This window comes from Glutamicibacter sp. FR1, from assembly GCF_047300825.1.
GTDB lineage: Bacteria > Actinomycetota > Actinomycetes > Actinomycetales > Micrococcaceae > Glutamicibacter > Glutamicibacter nicotianae.
Genome location: NZ_CP178602.1, coordinates 1,778,179 through 1,793,664, shown reverse-complemented (window position 1 = coordinate 1,793,664; position 15,486 = coordinate 1,778,179). Strand labels below are relative to the sequence as shown.

Genomic DNA, 15,486 nt, shown 5'->3' with positions numbered 1-15,486 from the left:
CTACCCGTCCAGCAGTGCCAGTGCGGTACCTTCATCGATCACCAGATCGGTAATCAACCCGCCTTTAAGCGCACCGCGCACGGCTTGCAGCTTGCCCCGTCCGGCGACCACGCAAAAACGTGTCGGCACTTTGAGCAGGGCTTCGAGGTTGGGGCCCGTGGAACGGGCGTTCAGCGAAATATTGGAGCTGTTCCCGTCCTTGTCGAAGAACACGGTGGCCACATCGCCGACCACGCCGATTTCGTGCAATTCCTGCGTTTCGGCCCTCGTCAGGTAACCGCCGCGGTACACCTGGGAAGCCACCGCGGAGCCGGCCGATCCCAGGGAGAAGACCGCGAGGTTCATTTCCTTCTGCACTTGCAGCACGCGGCGGATGGAGGTTTCCTGCCACATGGCTTCACGGGTGGAGGCGCGGTCGAAGAAGGCAGGAACCGGGAACTGCTCGGTGCGGGCGGTAAATGCTTGGCCGAAGCGGGTGAGGATGTCGTTGGCATAGCGCACGCCGCTGGTTACCGGGTTCGCCGCACCGTTCAGCTGCACGATCTGCGTGTCGTGGGTTGGGTGCGAGCCCAACGCCATGGACACAGCCTGCATGGTCGAGCCCCATGCAACGCCCACGGTCATCGATGAGGAAACCATGCCGCCCAGCAGGTAGGCCGCGTGCGCGGCGACCCGGGCGAGCAATTCGGAATCATCCATATTCCCGTCGGTGGGCACCACGTTGAAGCTGACGCCGTAGTGCTCGGAGAGCTGGTTTCCCAGCAGCGCGGACATGTTCGCGCTGGGGGAGATACTGATGGAAACCATGCCGGTGCGTTTGGCATGGGATAGCAGGCGGGAGACCGTGGAACGCGATGTTCGCAGCTCCTTGGCGATCACTTCCATCTTCATATCCTGCAGGTAGTACAGCTGTGCGGCGCGCAGCGCGTCCTTGGCTTTCGGGGTGCTCTGCACGGATGTGTCAGCCAGCCCCCGCTTATATGTGCCGCCGTATGAAGATTTCATCATGATTCAGACCACTTCTGCACGTTTGTGCATTTTGTTTGACCGATTTGCCGTTTAGTAACAAGACTAGCTTCAGACTTATTCATTAGTTACATAAGGGGCACAAATCGTGATTCGGGAACAGCTAGCCAAACTGCGTGAACGTCCGCAGGCGAAGGTTCTGGTTGTTGGCGGTGGCATCAACGGAGTTGCAACCTTCCGTTACCTTGCCATGCAGGGGATTGATGTGGCGCTAATCGAGCGGGGCGACTACTGCCAGGGCGCTTCGGGCGCCAGCTCACACATGATCCATGGTGGCATCCGCTACCTCGAAAACGGCGAGTTCCGTCTGGTTCATGAATCCGTTCAGGAGCGAAACTCGCTGCTGGAAATCGCTCCGCACTATGTGAAGCCGCTGCAGACCACCATCCCGATCTTCTCCACTTTCTCGGGCATCCTCAGCGCACCGATGCGCTTCCTGACCCACAAGTCCGGCAAGCCAACCGAACGCGGCGCAGCGTTGATCAAGGCCGGGCTGATCATGTATGACGTGTTCGCTGGCATCGGCGGACGCAACACCCCTTGGCACAACTTCAAGGCCGGCAAAGCCGCCCGCGAAGATCTGCCGGAACTGCGCGATGACGTGAAGTACACCGCCACCTACTTCGACGCTTCGGTGCACAACCCCGAACGACTGACCCTGGATGTGCTGCGCGAAGGGCTGAACGCCAACGACCAGGCACGAGCCAGCAACTACGTTGAGCTGACCGGAGTCGAATCAGGCACCGCCAAGCTGCGCGACGTGCTCTCCGGCGAAGAATTCGACTTCGACGCCGAGGTTATCATCAACGCAACCGGCGCATGGGTCGACATGACCAACAAGGATCTGGGACGCGAAACCAAGTGGACCGGCGGCACCAAAGGATCGCACATCGTGCTGGACCACCCGGAACTGCTTGCCGCTACCGGCGGCCGCGAGATCTTCTTCGAACATGAAGATGGCCGCATCGTGCTGATTTACCCGATGCTCGGCCGCGTGCTGGTAGGCACCACGGACCTCGAGCACGACATGAACGAACCAGCGGTATGCACCGATGAGGAAGTGGAGTACTTCTTCGACTTGGTGCACCACGTCTTCCCGGGCATCAAGGCCACCGAAGAGCAGATCGTCTACAAGTTCTCCGGCGTCCGCCCGCTCCCCAGCCACGACGATACCGCTCCAGGGTTCGTGTCCCGTGACTACCAGATCAAGGAAACCCGCCTGACAGACACCACCACCATGCTTTCGCTGATCGGCGGCAAGTGGACCACGTTCCGCGCACTGAGCGAAAACCTGGGCGGTAAGGCCCTGGAATTCCTGGGCGCCCGCGAAGTGAAGTCCACCGCCGGGGTGGCCATCGGCGGCGGCAAGAACTTCCCTCGCAACGAAGGCGAAGTTGCCGCCTGGTTCGCAGCACGTGAAAGCCGTGCCGGACGCGAACGCCTGCGCATTTTGCTTGAACGCTATGGAACTGGCGCCGACGCGCTGCTCGAGGCCATCGGCGAGAACGAGACCCTGCTGGAGCACACCAAGGAACTGAGCTGCGAAGAATTGGCCTACATGGCCAACTACGAGCAGGTCGGCCGCTTGATCGACGTTTTCATCCGCCGCACCAATCTGGCCTTCCGTGGCCTGGTAACAAAGAATTTGGTGATCGAGGTCGCTAACTGCCTCGCTGATCCGATGGGCTGGGACAAGTCCCAGATCCAAGCCGAGATCGACCATTCTGTCTCGGTCCTTGCAGATGCCCACGGAGTTCTCCTGGATTAATCTGCTCTTGGCCGGCGGCAAATTGCTGCCGGCAGTTGAAATCACCTAAGAGGTCAATGATGTCCACTCACGTGTTTTTCGCCGAGATGCTCGGCACCTTCGTACTATTGCTGATGGGTGGCGGCGTCTGCGCCAATGTCGCCTTGAAAGGCACATTAGGTAGCGCCGCTGGCTGGTTGTCCATCAGCTTCGGCTGGGGCTTTGCTGTTTACTGCGGCGTGTGGGTTGCCGGTGTTTCCGGTGCGCACCTGAACCCTGCGGTGACCTTGGGCCTGATGGTCAATAGCGACGTCACCGAATACGCTCCGGGAGTTGCCATCACCTTGGCCAACACCTTGCTGTATTTCCTGGCGCAGTTCATCGGCGCATTCCTTGGTGCCGTGGGCGTCTGGCTGGCCTACAAGAAGCACCTTGATGACCCGCAGAATGCCGGGACCCAGCTGGGCGTCTTCGCAACCGGCCCGGCTATCCGCTCCTACGGATGGAACGTGGTCACCGAGATCTTCGGTACCTTCATTTTGGTCTTCGTGATCGCTGGCCTGGGCAAGACTCCGCACCAGCTGGGCCCACTGGCCGTAGCATTGCTGGTTGTTGCCATCGGCCTGTCCCTGGGTGGAGCCACCGGCTACGCCATCAACCCATTCCGTGACCTTGCCCCACGCTTGGCGCACCAGTTGCTGCCAATCAAGGGCAAGGGCGGTTCGGACTGGGCTTACTCCTGGGTTCCACTAGCTGGCCCAGCAATCGGCGGTATCCTCGGCGGCGCGCTTGCCGCGGCAATCTTCTAGAAGGAGAGTAGTGAATCATGAGTGAAAAATTCGTTATTGCCATTGACCAGGGAACGACCAGTTCCCGTGCGATCGTCTTCACCCATGCCGGTGAGGTCCACTCGGTAGGGCAGAAAGAACACGAGCAGATTTTCCCAGCCGCCGGATGGGTCGAGCATGATCCAGCTGAAATCTGGAGCAATGTACGCGAAGTGATCGGCCAGGCGCTGTCCAAGGCCAATCTGACCCGTCACGACATTGAGGTTGTCGGCATCACCAACCAGCGCGAAACCGCGGTGGTATGGGATAAGAACACCGGCGAGGCCGTCTACAACGCCATTGTCTGGCAGGACACCCGCACCCAGGACATCGTCGAAGAGCTGGCTGGCGATGAAGGACTTGAACGCTACAAGCAGACCGTGGGCCTGCCGCTGGCCACCTACTTCTCCGGTACCAAGATCAAGTGGATCCTGGACAATGTCGAAGGTGCCCGCGAACGTGCCGAAGCCGGAGACTTGCTCTTCGGCACCACCGACAGCTGGGTTCTGTGGAACCTGACCGGTGGCGTTGACGGCGGCGTGCACGTCACCGACGTGACCAATGCTTCCCGCACCCTGTTCATGGACCTGAAGACCCTGCAGTGGGACGAGAAGATCCTGGCAGACTTCGGCGTGCCGCGCTCGATGATGCCAGAAATCCGTTCCTCCTCCGAGGTCTACGGAACCGTGCACACCAACCAGCTGCTGCGCGAGGTTCCTGTTGCAGGCATCTTGGGTGACCAGCAGGCTGCAACCTTCGGCCAGGCGGCATTCACCGCAGGTACCGCGAAGAACACCTACGGCACCGGCTGCTTCCTGATCTTCAACACCGGCACCGAGATCGTGAACTCGACCAACGGCCTGCTGACCACCATGGCCTACAAGCTGGGTGACGAAGCACCGGTCTACGCTTTGGAAGGCTCGATCGCTGTGGCCGGATCCCTGGTCCAGTGGTTGCGCGATAACATCGGCATGATTTCAAGCGCTCCGGAGATCGAGGCGCTGGCAGCCAAGGTCGAGGACAACGGTGGCGTGTACATCGTTCCAGCTTTCTCCGGGCTGTTCGCACCGTACTGGCGTTCGGATGCCCGCGGCGCGATCGTGGGCCTGACCCGATTTGCGAACAAGAACCACATCGCTCGTGCGGCCCTGGAGGCTACGGCTTTCCAGACCCGTGAGGTTCTGGATGCGGTCAACGCCGATGCTGAGGTTCCACTGACCGAGCTGAAGGTCGATGGCGGCATGGTCGCCAATGAAGCGCTGATGCAGTTCCAGGCCGACATCCTAGGCGTACCAGTGGTCCGTCCGAAGGTCACCGAGACCACCGCGCTGGGTGCCGCCTATGCTGCAGGTCTCGCCGTTGGCTTCTGGAAGGATCTGGGCGAGCTGGAAGCGAACTGGTCCGAGGATACGCGCTGGGAGCCAACCATGGATGAGGCTACGCGTGAGCGCAGCCTGCGCCTGTGGAAGAAGGCTGTTACCCGAACCTTCGACTGGGTCGATGAAGACACCAAGGCCTAGGCCGCTGATGGCCTGATCCGCTGAAAACCGCAAACGCTCGAATCACCGTGATGGTGGTTCGAGCGTTTGCGGTTTAACTCGGAGTCGGATTCAGGCACCGTCAGACGCCAGCGGATCCTCGTTATCATCGTCGGACGCCGGGAAATGCGCTTTAGGAGCGCCGGTAGGGGCGGTGCCGTTGGAAGAATCGCACGTAGCTGAGTTAGTGCGGGCGGGGGATTCGCCTGCCTGCCGCGCATCCCAGTAGGCGTTGCGCCGCGGAATCTGTTCGGGGTCCTGGTGTTCGGGCAAAAGCACGTGGGGAAGTCCGTCGACATCGAGAACCTTGAGCTGGCCGGCATGGCGCTTGTGGTGATCTTTGGTGCACATGCCCGCACCGGAGTACACGCTGGTCTCTCCACCATCAGACCAGGCCTTGAGGTAATGATCCATTTCAACTTGATCTGGCGGTGCAGTGCAATCGGGCACGATGCAGCCACGATCCCGGGCCAGGATCGCTTCCCGGATGGGCCCTTGGTGATAGCGCATGCGCCGGCCCATATCCAGCACCTGGCTGTTGCCGCCCAGGACCACCGGGATGATATTTGCCCGTGCCAGCAGCTGGCGCAGTTCTCCGGGTGGGATGTCCACGCCGTTGGCGCTCATTCCGTGCGCATCGGCCAAGTTCTGCAGGTCAGCGTGCCACAGATACACAACGCACTTGGGGATGATGACCTTTCGCTTGCCGCCGGTAAAGGGGGCCCGCAGCAGCGCCATGAATGCGTTCAGCCGGCGAAGGGGCTGATCAGGTTCGGCGGCTGGATCATCGTGCGCTTCAGTATTGGGCGGGTGTTCTTCTCCGTCGGGCTCGTCGGCATCGTCCTCTGATGCTTCTCCGGCCCACGGTGGCATGGGCTGCTCGCTGCGCAACCACTCCGGTACGGGGCCTGGCTCCTGGTTGGCCGAGCTGGAATCTTGTTGTGTGCCAGCTTCAGCTTCGTCGTTCTGCTCAATATCCTCACCGGCGCCCTCGGTCTGCTCTTGAGATGCCTGGCGATCAGCGCGGCCGGCTTCGGTGCGTGGATTGCCGGACTGGGAGCATACAGACTGAATCAGCTGCGCGTCGGTTGCGTTGGTGCGCAGGGAGAAGAAGTGCACGCCGTTTACCACCGGACCGGGGAAGAATCCGAGTTTGGGTGGCAACTGCTTTCCATGAGTTTGCTTGTAGGTCTTGATGGCGGAATTGATCTTCTTCTGAGCCGCTCTGGGGCCCAGATCCTTCAGCGTTTGCGCCGCAAATTCATCCAAGGTGCGGCCATCGTCCCCATGGGCCACCAGTTCGGTAGCAGTGCCCACGAAAGTGGTGTCCTGCGGCTCGAGCTTTTCCAAGCGGCGGGCCGTGCTGGCGATGGCGCGGCGGTTGGCGGTGCCCTGGTCATAGAGCTTGGCGAGTTCGGTGAAGCGCGGTGCGCAGATGCTACCATCGGGTGTGCGCCGGCCAATGAGCAGGTGGGCGTCGGCGATGCGCCGTTGGGCTTCGAAGTAGGCGATACCCAGCCAGGCTGCCAGCAGCTCTTCCGCGTTCTTATGGCAGCTGCGTCCCTGGACCACAGGAGGTGGACCTGCAAAGAGGTCATCGGTGATGGCGTGGGGATCATCTTCGGGCAGGCGCAGTGCGGCGTAGCTTTCCAGGCTCAGCGCGTGCGCGCCGCTGGCTTGAGCATCAAGGGCTCCGGCGAGCTGGTCGCGATGAAGCTGCTGCGAGAACCGCTCGACCAGCTGCAGTTGCGCCAGGACCAGGCGCGGATCGCCGCTTTGGTGCACGGCCTTGCCCACGGCGGTGAACAGCGCCAGGCACAGATAGCCAAGGCGCAGCAGCACGGCCCCGGACAGCTGGGGCCCGAAGTGCAGTGCTGCCGAACACGCGGTGCGCATGCTGGCGATCAAATGCGGCGTACTCATGGCACCATGATCGAACACTGCAAACGGCTAGATGCGGCGCCTTGACCGGATGTGGATAAGCGCTCAAGCGTGGTGCTGGCCGCTGTGTTCAATCTTGCGCTTCACCGATGCGCGCGTGGGCAGGACAGATGCGATAGAATCGCGATATGAATCCTCAGCGCAACCTCGTATAAGCGCGGCCCGATGGCCGTACCCCCGAGTGGAAATTTGGGGGCTTTTGTTGTGTCTGGAACCAAGAGCAAATTTTCCTATCGGAAATTTTTCCGCAAAGCGTGTGAGAAGAGCAGCGTGACATCATCGACGAACGAACCCAGGACCTACGACTTCAAGGACATCGAGTCCAAGTGGCTTCCGGTGTGGGACGAGCTACAGGTGTTCAAGCCCGCCGATGACGGCAGCCGCGAACGCCGCTACGTGCTGGACATGTTCCCGTACCCCTCGGGCGATTTGCACATGGGCCACGCCGAGGCCTTCGCCATGGGCGACGTCGTCGCACGCTACTGGCGCCTGCGCGGCTATGACGTGATGCACCCGATCGGCTGGGACTCGTTCGGCCTTCCGGCGGAGAACGCCGCGATCAAGCGCAATGCGCACCCTGCGGAGTGGACCTACAAGAACATCGACACCCAGGCCGCCAGCTTCAAGCGCTACGCGATTTCCGCGGACTGGTCGCGCCGCCTGCACACCTCGGATCCCGAGTACTACCGCTGGACCCAGTGGCTGTTCAACAAGTTCTACGACAAGGGCCTGGCCTACCGCAAGGACCACCCGGTGAACTGGTGCCCGAAGGACCAGACCGTGCTGGCCAACGAGCAGGTCGTCAACGGCGCGTGCGAACGCTGCGGCACTGCAGTGACCAAGAAGTCGCTGAACCAGTGGTACTTCAAGATCACCGACTACGCCGACCGCCTGCTTGAGGACATGGACCAGCTCAAGGGCCACTGGCCCGAGCGCGTGCTGCTGATGCAGAAGAACTGGATCGGCCGCTCCGAAGGCGCCGAGGTCACCTTCGAGATCGAGGCGCACGAGGATCAGCCGGCGGTGAAGATCCCGGTCTTCACCACCCGCCCGGACACCCTGTACGGCGCGACCTTCATGGTCGTCGCCGCCGATGCCGACCTGGCCGGCGAACTGGTCACCGCTGAGCACCGCGAAGCGCTGGAAGCCTACCAGGAGCAGGTCAAGGCGCTGAGCGAAATCGAGCGCCAGTCCACCGAGCGCGAGAAGACCGGCGTGTTCACCGGGCGCTACGGGATCAACCCGCTGTCGGGGGAGAAGCTGCCGATCTGGGCCGCCGACTACGTGCTGGCCGACTACGGCACCGGCGCGATCATGGCCGTGCCCGCGCACGACCAGCGCGACCTCGACTTCGCGCGCACCTTCGATTTGCCGGTGCGCGTGGTCGTCGACACCGGGGAAGAGGACCCGAACGCCACCGGCATCGCCACCGCCGGCGAGGGCCAGCTGGTGAACTCCGGGCAGCTGGACGGGCTGGGCAAGGCCGAAGCGATCGCCCGCGCCATCGAAATCGTGGAAGCTGCCGGCACCGGCAAGCACACCGTGAACTTCCGCCTGCGCGACTGGCTGCTGAGCCGCCAGCGCTTCTGGGGCACCCCGATCCCGATCATCCACTGCGCGGACTGCGGCGAGGTGCCGGTTCCCGATGACCAGCTGCCGGTGCGCCTGCCGGATAATCTCCGCGGCGAGCAGCTGGCTCCCAAGGGCACCAGCCCGCTGGCCGCAGCTGAGGAATGGGTCAACGTGGCTTGCCCTAAGTGCGGGGCGGATGCCAAGCGCGACACCGACACCATGGACACCTTCGTGGACTCCTCGTGGTACTTCCTGCGCTTCGTCTCCCCGGATTACACCGAAGGGCCATTCGATCCGAAGGCGGTGCGCGACTGGATGCCGGTCGGCCAGTACGTCGGCGGAGTCGAGCATGCGATCCTGCACCTGCTCTACTCGCGCTTCTTCACCAAGGTCATCCACGATTTGGGCCTGATCGAGGCGACCGAGCCGTTCAGCGCGCTGCTGAACCAGGGCCAGGTGCTCAACGGCGGCAAGGCGATGAGCAAGTCGCTGGGCAACGGCGTGGATTTGGGCGAGCAGCTGGACAAGTTCGGCGTGGACGCGGTGCGATTGACCATGGTCTTCGCCTCCCCGCCGGAGGACGACGTGGACTGGGCCGATGTGTCGCCATCGGGCTCGCAGAAGTTCCTGGCCCGCGCCTGGCGCATCGCCCAGGACGTGGCCAGCGAACCAGACGTCGACTACGCGGCAGGAGACAAGGCGCTGCGCCAGGTCACCCACCGCACCGTGCACGAGGCCGCGCAGCTGCTGGACTCGGGCAAGTTCAACGTGGTCATCGCCAAGGCCATGGAGCTGGTCAACGCCAGCCGCAAGACCATCGACTCCGGCGCCGGCGCAGCCGACCCGGCAGTGCGCGAAGCCGCCACGGTTCTCGCCCAGCTGCTGAGCATGTTCGCTCCGTACACCGCCGAGGACATGTGGGAAGCGCTGGGCTACGCCCCGAGCGTGGTCACCAGCGCGTGGCCGCAGGTCGAAGAGTCGCTGCTGGTCGATGACACCATCACCGCGGTCGTACAGATCAAGGGCAAGGTGCGCGCGCGCCTGGAAGTGCCCGTGGACATTACCGAGGATGAGCTGCGCGAGCAGGCGCTGGCCCACGAGTCGGTGATCCGGATGCTCGATGGCAAGGACCCGCTGAAGGTCATCGTGCGAGCGCCGAAGCTGGTGAACGTGGTCCCCGCACCGTAAGCTCAGCTCATGACTGAACGCCAGAAAAGCTCGCGCGCGGGCTGGCTGCCCAAGTGGCTGGCCCCGCGCGGGCTTTCGCGTACCCGCATCGGGGTGGTCTCCGATTCGGCGTCTTGCCTGCCCGAGGCCTTTGCGCGGCATGCCGACTTCATCGAGGTGACGATCCCGATCATCGTGGACAACCACGTGCAAGGCGAGGACCTGCAGGCGCTGATGATGGGCCTGGCCATGGGCAAGGCGGTGAAAACCTCCCGCCCGGCACCCGGCGAGTTCGAACGCGCCTACCGCCAGCTGCTGGACGCCGGCTGCGAATCGGTCATCTCGATCCACATGTCCGGGGCGCTGTCGGGCACCGTGGACGCCGCCCGCCTGGCCGCGCGCAGCTTCGACGCACCCATCGCGGTGGTCGACACGCGCACCGTCTGCCTGCCCCAGGGCTTCGCCGTGGCCGATGTGCTGGTCGCGCGCGACGCCGGCGCCCCGCTGGAAATGCTCGAGCAGATCGCCCGCACCGCCACCGCCAACTCCGTGTACTTCGCGGTGCCCAGCCTGGAGCAGCTGCGCCGCGGCGGCCGGATCAGCGCGCTGTCCTCGGTTCTCGGCAGCCTGCTGAACTTCAAGCCCATCCTCGGGATTGCCGAAGGCGCGATCGCCGCCCTGGAAAAGCCGCGCTCCTTCGCGCGCGCCACCGCGCGGCTGGTCTCGCTGGCCTTGCGCGACGCCCGCGGCGCCACAGGCGAGGTGCGCCTGGGCGTGATGCATTTCGGCGCCGAGGAACTGGCCGAGGAGATCGCCACCGAACTGGCCCCGTTCAGCGCCGAGCCGGTCGTGGTCGAATCGCTGCCAGCGGTGCTGGCCGCGCATACCGGGATCGGCGTGATCGCCGTGTGCGTCGCTCCGCTGAATCCACAACCGGAATCCATTCTGGACAGCCAGCCCGTCCCTTAGCCCAGACTGTGGCCCATGGGCCGCCACGACTTCTTCAGCAAGTACGCGCCACGTCCCGGCCGCTTGAGGTTCGCGATCTCGCGTGTGGCCGTGCTGGTGCTGGTCATCGTGGTGCTCGCCTGGATCGCGATCTCCATCCTGCTTGCGCCACCGCCGGTAGCCCAGGAGCTTGAAACGGTTCCGCTGGTGTCCGATCCCTCCGCATCGGCTCCGGGGAACCAGCTGTCCACGAGCCCGGCCGGTCCCGAGGTCACGGTCCATGTGGTCGGAGCGGTGAAGAAGCCCGGCGTCTACACGCTGCCCGCGGATTCGCGGATCACCGACGCGGTCGCGGCTGCCGGCGGGCTAGCCCGGGTATTTCATGAAGACAGCAGTCATTAACTGACTTAAAAGAAGAAAAGGTGACCTGAACTGGAAAAATAGGAGTTGTCGAAGCTCTAAATCACCAGATCGAAGGATCACCTTTTCAATGCACCATTCTACCCACGTTTTCCCTGCTCTCTCGACCCAACTCACCGGCCAGTCCCTGGTCTCCCATGCTGGCCTGTCAGTGCTCAGCAACTTCCTGAACGCACTGGACTTCCAACGGGTCTGCGAAGACCGTTTCTCCCAGTTCGTGCCAGCCACCGCAGCCCACCGGTCAGGAAGAATCCTCGGAGCACTGGCGCTCTCGTTGGCCGCCGGCGGCGAGCAAGCCACTGACATTGACCAGCTGCGCGCCGCACCAGGACTCTTCGGCCCAGTGGCGTCTGATGCCACGGTCAGCCGGTTCATGAGCCGGATCAAGGAGCAACCAGACGCTTTCGCCTATGGCTTCGCCACCATGACCCGGACCCTGCGCTCCAAAGTTTGGGCCGCGTCCGGGCCACGGAATCCTGCCCGGCTGGCTACGCCAGCTGATCCTTTGATCATCGACATCGATGCCTCCTTAGTGCACGTCCACTCCGAAAAAGAATTCAGCGCAGGAACGTATAAAGGCGGGTACGGGTTCTCGCCCATGATTGCCATGGCCGACTACGGAAAGACGAATGGGACTGGTGAAGTCCTCGCCGTGCACCTGCGCCCGGGCAATCGGGGAGCGAATTCCGCGGCCTCGCATATCGAGGTGCTCAACCAAGCGTTGGCGCAGCTGCCTGATGATTTCTATGACGAGCGCGGAAACCTGCGTGGTGAGAAGATCCTGGTCCGTACCGATAGTGCCGGTTCGTCCCGGGAGTTTTTGCACTACCTGGATTCGTTGGGGATCCAGTTCTCCACCTCGTACTCGTTACCCGTCATCAAGGAACGGTTCATCCGGTGGATCGATGAGAAGAAATACTGGGAACCAGCGCTGAACGCTGGCGGGGATCAGCGTGATGATGCGTGGGTGATCGACGCGAGCAAGGTGATCGAGTTGAAGGACTACCCTGCGGGGACAAGGATCTATTTGCGGGCTGAGCCGTTGCATCCTGGGGCGAAGGCGACCTTGTTCGATACGGACGGGAACAGGGTGACCGCATTCTTGACCAACAGCCCGCGATTCAATGTGGCGTTCCTCGATGCCCGGCACCGGGCGCGTGGCCGGTGCGAGAACCGGATCAAGACGCTGAAGAGCACGGGGTTGGGCAAGCTGCCGTATTGGTCTTTCGCCTCGAACCAGGCGTGGGCGGTCCTGGCGATGCTCGCACTGAATCTGGTGGCCTGGCTGCAACTGGCCGTGCTGCCTGGTGGCCATGAGGCTTCGGTCTGGGATGTGAAGCGGTGGCGGTACCGGCTGTTTTCAATGGCAGGGAAAGTCGTCTCTGGCGGCCGGCAACGCCGGCTTCTGATCCCTGAGAAGGCGCCTGAAGCGCGGCTGTTATGCCAGTTGCACGAGGGCATCGGTGCGTTGTTCCAGCGGTGGCGGCACGGCGAGCTGGCCGCCTGAACTGGTGGTTGCCCTGTTGCTTCTTTGATTTCGAAAGGTCATTACAACCCAGGTCGGTGGAGCCTGGCATTCAGCGCTGGTGGTTCCGGCGCTCTTTGGCGTGGGCAGAAGCGCAGACGGCCTCCGAAAATCACTGGGTAGTGGATTTCGATGGCCGTCGGAGCTCGGATGAAAAATCTGGGCTAGCCAAGGGCGCGCAGGCGCAGCTGGTGAATCTGGCAGCCAAGCTGGTCGACGGCCAGCAGATCATCCTTCCCGGCACCGAGACCGGCAAGGACCTCCCAGCGGCACCGAGCGCCACGGCCGGCGGGAAGATCTCGCTGAACACCGCCGATGCGCAGACCCTGCAGGAGCTTCCGGGGATCGGCCCGGCCCTGGCCGGCAGGATCATCGACTTCCGCACCGAGAACGGCCCCTTCACCTCCGTAGAGGAGCTGGATGCGGTCTCCGGCATCGGCCCGGCGCTGCTGGGGCAGCTGAGCGAGCTGGTGGTCCCGTGAACACCGATTTCCGGGGCCTGTGGCTGCTGGGCGGGGCCTGGACCGCCGCCTATTTCAGCCTCCCGGCCTGGCTGCTGTGGCTGCTGTCGGCGCTGCTCGCCTTTCTGCTGTTCCTGCTCATGCGTCCCCGGCACGACCGCGCCTACGCCGCACCGTGGTTCACCGGTCCGATCATCCTGCTGCTGGGAATGGTCGCGGTCAGCAGCCTGTCGTTCACCGACCCCCAATGCCGGCTGCCCGGCGCTCCCGAGCAGCAGCGCCGCGCTGTCGTGCGTTTCCAGGACCTGGCATCCGCGCAGGGCCTGGGAAGTACCGCGGGCCGGGCGGAAATCCAGCGCTACTGGGACGATGGCCAATGGGTGGCATGCCAGGTGCCGGTCTACCTGAGCGTGGATTTCGGGCTGCCTGCCAACGCCGGGCAGTTCGAGGCCATCCTCGATTTGGACGCCGCGGATGCCGGATCTTTCGACTGGTGGGCGCAGGCCGCCAGCGAGCCGCAGGTCAGTTCTTGGGCGGAACCGACTGCAGCCGACCTGCTCAAGGAACGCTTCACCCTCAGCCTTCGCGACCTGCCTGGCAATGCCCAAGCGCTGCTGCCCGGAATGCTCTACGGCGACCGCTCCGGGCAGGATGAAGCGCTGGGCGAGGCGATGAGATCCAGCGGGCTGAGCCATCTCACCGCCGTGAGCGGCTCGAATATCGCGCTGATCGGGGCCATCGTGCTGGTCCTTTTTCGGCTGTTCTCGGTTCCGCGCGCCCCCAGCGCGATCCTGATGATTGGCGTAGTCGGGCTTTTCGCCTGGTTCGTCGGGCCGGATCCCAGCGTGCTGCGCGCCAGCCTGATGGGCAGCATTGCGGCGGTTTCGGTACTGCTCGGCCGCGGCCAAGGCTCATTGGGGATTCTGTGCCTGAGCGGAACAGCCTTGCTGGCCATCGATCGAAGCCTGGGCGCCGAACCGGCCTTTGCCCTGTCGGTGCTGGCAACCTTGGGCATCATCATGCTCTCGCCGGCGCTGACCGAAATCCTGCTCCACATCATGCCGGCCTGGCTGGCGCAGCTGACCGCCATCTGCTGTGCCGCGCAATTCACCTGCCTGCCGGTGGTGATCGCATTGAATTCGGATTTCAGCCTGTACTCGTTGCCCGCGAATCTCCTGGTGGCGCCGTTGCTGCCGTTGATTACCGCGCTCGGAATGATCTGCCTGTTGCTGTGCACCCCGTGGCCGGGATTGGAATCGGTGCTGATCTGGGTGCCCGGGCTGCCAGCCGAAGCTATCGGCAAGGTTGCCCATGTCGTCTCCGGGCTGCCGGGTGCTGCCCGTCCATGGCCGGAAGGACTGCCGGGAATCCTGCTGGCGGCCACGCTGTCGCTTGCGCTGTGCTCGCTGCTGGTGCTGGGACGTGAAACCGAACGGCTGCGCGTGCGCCAGGTCTCGCTCGGCGTGCTGGGCGCGATCATGGTCTTCGCCGTGGCGCTCATTGTGCCTGCAACCCTGTTCTATCGGGAAGATGTTGCCACGGATTGGAGCATCGCCATGTGCGATGTGGGGCAGGGCGATGCGTTCGTCATCAATCTGGGGGATGCCGAAGGCTGGCTGATCGATACCGGGCCGCCGGATAGCGGTTTGCTGCTGTGCCTGGACCGGCTGGGCATCACCTCCCTGGGCAAGGTCTTCATCACGCATACGCACAGCGACCATTTCGGCGCCATCCGGGAACTGGAGGAGTCGAAGGTGCGGATCGGGGACCGCTTGGTCTCCACCGGATTCGATCTGGAGCTCTGGCCCGGGGCTCGGGTGCTGGAGCCTGGTACGCGGCAGACTGCGGGGGAGGTGAGCTTCGAAGTCGTGGGTCCCGAGGCTCGGTACGCGCAATACGCCGAGCCCAACGACACGTCGCTGGTCATCCGGTTCAGCTTTTCCACCCAGAGTGGTACCGTCGATTTCTTTGCCGCCGGGGATATGGAGACCGAAGCCATGGATCGCCTGCTGCGGCTGCATCCGCAAGGCCAGGCCGCAATCTTGAAGGCTTCGCACCATGGCGCGCGCAACGGCGGCACACAGATCATTGAGCAGATCCATCCGCAGATCCTGCTGGTCTCCGCCGGGAAGGACAACTCCTATGGCCACCCGCACCCGGAAACATTGGAAATGGCCAAGCGGATCGGCGCGACAGTGCTGCGCACCGACCAATCCGGTACCGTACTGCTCACATTTACCGGCCAGGGCATCCGTGGTACCTCCCTTGGTACTCCGGTTCGGTAGGATCAATATATCGACCGATGCACTAAGGA

At 63.2% G+C, this 15,486-nt stretch carries 11 protein-coding genes; 9 read left to right on the top strand and 2 right to left on the bottom strand.

The window, feature by feature from the left end; all coding sequences use genetic code 11:
• A complete protein-coding gene (locus tag ACLQ8T_RS08685) occupies positions 1-1,008 on the bottom strand; it encodes a sugar-binding transcriptional regulator (RefSeq protein WP_204722194.1) in 1,008 nt (335 codons plus the stop codon).
• A gap of 106 nt (positions 1,009-1,114) precedes the next feature.
• Between ACLQ8T_RS08685 and ACLQ8T_RS08680 the strand changes: the two genes are divergently transcribed.
• Genes ACLQ8T_RS08680 through glpK form a run of 3 tightly spaced genes read left to right on the top strand, consistent with a single transcriptional unit; the run spans position 1,115 to position 5,120 of the window.
• The gene (locus ACLQ8T_RS08680) at positions 1,115-2,794 is read left to right on the top strand and encodes an FAD-dependent oxidoreductase (RefSeq protein WP_413454423.1); all 1,680 of its coding nucleotides are present in this window, start codon (positions 1,115-1,117) and stop codon (positions 2,792-2,794) included.
• Between the two features lie 59 nt (positions 2,795-2,853).
• Entirely contained in the window at positions 2,854-3,582 is a 729-nt protein-coding gene (locus ACLQ8T_RS08675; protein ID WP_413456399.1) for an MIP/aquaporin family protein, read from the top strand.
• A gap of 17 nt (positions 3,583-3,599) precedes the next feature.
• Positions 3,600-5,120, top strand: a complete 1,521-nt coding sequence (glpK, locus tag ACLQ8T_RS08670) for a glycerol kinase GlpK (protein WP_204722192.1) — start codon at positions 3,600-3,602, stop codon at positions 5,118-5,120.
• Between the two features lie 90 nt (positions 5,121-5,210).
• On the opposite strand, the gene ACLQ8T_RS08665 is transcribed toward glpK, so the two are convergent.
• Positions 5,211-7,061 (bottom strand): hypothetical protein, encoded by a 1,851-nt coding sequence (locus ACLQ8T_RS08665; protein ID WP_413454422.1) that lies wholly within the window; start codon positions 7,059-7,061, stop codon positions 5,211-5,213.
• Between the two features lie 288 nt (positions 7,062-7,349).
• Here ACLQ8T_RS08665 and leuS point away from each other — a divergent pair, with 288 nt between their 5' ends.
• From leuS to ACLQ8T_RS08635, 6 genes are all read left to right on the top strand, one after another.
• Positions 7,350-9,839 (top strand): leucine--tRNA ligase, encoded by a 2,490-nt coding sequence (gene leuS / locus ACLQ8T_RS08660; RefSeq protein WP_413454421.1) that lies wholly within the window; start codon positions 7,350-7,352, stop codon positions 9,837-9,839.
• Between the two features lie 9 nt (positions 9,840-9,848).
• On the top strand, positions 9,849-10,787 hold the full coding sequence (locus tag ACLQ8T_RS08655; protein ID WP_413454420.1) for a DegV family protein: 939 nt from the start codon (positions 9,849-9,851) through the stop codon (positions 10,785-10,787).
• 15 nt (positions 10,788-10,802) lie between these two features.
• A complete protein-coding gene (locus ACLQ8T_RS08650) occupies positions 10,803-11,168 on the top strand; it encodes an SLBB domain-containing protein (protein WP_413454419.1) in 366 nt (121 codons plus the stop codon).
• Between the two features lie 88 nt (positions 11,169-11,256).
• Positions 11,257-12,693 (top strand): IS1380 family transposase, encoded by a 1,437-nt coding sequence (locus tag ACLQ8T_RS08645; protein ID WP_413454418.1) that lies wholly within the window; start codon positions 11,257-11,259, stop codon positions 12,691-12,693.
• Positions 12,694-12,833: 140 nt separating this feature from the next.
• A complete protein-coding gene (locus tag ACLQ8T_RS08640) occupies positions 12,834-13,193 on the top strand; it encodes a ComEA family DNA-binding protein (protein WP_413454417.1) in 360 nt (119 codons plus the stop codon).
• Entirely contained in the window at positions 13,190-15,457 is a 2,268-nt protein-coding gene (locus tag ACLQ8T_RS08635) for a ComEC/Rec2 family competence protein (protein WP_413454416.1), read from the top strand. The genes ACLQ8T_RS08640 and ACLQ8T_RS08635 overlap by 4 nt, the downstream gene beginning before the upstream one ends.
• Positions 15,458-15,486 lie beyond the last annotated feature (29 nt).

Coding starts and splice junctions, on each gene's coding strand:
- ACLQ8T_RS08685 (WP_204722194.1), bottom strand. CDS start 1,008: ATGATGAAATCTTCATACGGCGGCACATATAAGCGGGGGCTGGCTGAC.
- ACLQ8T_RS08675 (WP_413456399.1), top strand. CDS start 2,854: ATGTCCACTCACGTGTTTTTCGCCGAGATGCTCGGCACCTTCGTACTA.
- glpK (WP_204722192.1), top strand. CDS start 3,600: ATGAGTGAAAAATTCGTTATTGCCATTGACCAGGGAACGACCAGTTCC.
- ACLQ8T_RS08665 (WP_413454422.1), bottom strand. CDS start 7,061: ATGAGTACGCCGCATTTGATCGCCAGCATGCGCACCGCGTGTTCGGCA.
- ACLQ8T_RS08655 (WP_413454420.1), top strand. CDS start 9,849: ATGACTGAACGCCAGAAAAGCTCGCGCGCGGGCTGGCTGCCCAAGTGG.
- ACLQ8T_RS08650 (WP_413454419.1), top strand. CDS start 10,803: ATGGGCCGCCACGACTTCTTCAGCAAGTACGCGCCACGTCCCGGCCGC.
- ACLQ8T_RS08645 (WP_413454418.1), top strand. CDS start 11,257: ATGCACCATTCTACCCACGTTTTCCCTGCTCTCTCGACCCAACTCACC.